The following is an 827-nucleotide window of genomic DNA, read 5'->3' on the forward strand; positions in this document are numbered from 1 at the left end:
ACGAAAAATACACCGACATGCCGGCGCAGCAGCTGTCGCTGGTGCTGCGGCTCAACCACCGCAAGTTCCCGCCGGACCTGGTGGCCCACATCCTGCCCCTGCTGCAGGAGCCGGCGCACGCGCCGGACCGGGAAGCGGACCTGGAGCCGGTGGGGGCCGATGCGGCGCGCCACATCGATGCCTTGGCCAGTGCGTTCGAGCAGTGGGAGCGCGCCAAGGGCACGCTGCCTGGCCTGCCCCAGCCCGACCCGGAGAGTGCCCTGGCCTTCGTGGACGGGCGGCTGCGTGCGCTGCAAAAAGTGCTGGTCGAAGCCGGCTCCCACCCCGACCAGCAAAGCCAGTTGCTCGAACAGCTGCAGGGCGATGCCGAGAGCCTGGCCGAAGTCGCCTTCGTCGGGCGCGAAGCCCTGTGGCAGCTCAAAACCATCGTCAACGCCAGCCAGCGCCGCTGGCCCCAGGTGATGGAGCGCCGCCACCCCACCGACGCCGTGGTGGCGGACTGGTGCGATTGGGTGACCCAGCGGCTGTAGCCGCGGGGGGGCTTTCATTCCATGAATGAAAACAGCTTGAAACGCCTTATGGCATTGCGCTGCATGCTCTGTTTNGCTCAAAACCATCGTCAACGCCAGCCAGCGCCGCTGGCCCCAGGTGATGGAGCGCCGCCACCCCACCGACGCCGTGGTGGCGGACTGGTGCGATTGGGTGACCCAGCGGCTGTAGCCGCGGGGGGGCTTTCATCCCATGAATGAAAACAGCTTGAAACGCCTTATGGCATTGCGCTGCATGCTCTGTTTTTGATAGTTTCCTGGCGCTCGAAGGCTTTGCAA

The 827-nt window shown here is 65.9% G+C and carries 1 protein-coding gene; it reads left to right on the forward strand.

All coding sequences use genetic code 11. The annotated features are described in order from the left end of the window. Positions 1-530, forward strand: a 530-nt coding sequence (locus tag QZH66_RS17265; RefSeq protein ID WP_305807073.1) for a hypothetical protein, incomplete at its 5' end; no start/stop codon positions are given. Between the last annotated feature and the right edge of the window lie 297 nt (positions 531-827).

It is taken from the genome of Stenotrophomonas sp. YIM B06876 (assembly GCF_030711595.1).
Classification (GTDB): domain Bacteria; phylum Pseudomonadota; class Gammaproteobacteria; order Xanthomonadales; family Xanthomonadaceae; genus Stenotrophomonas.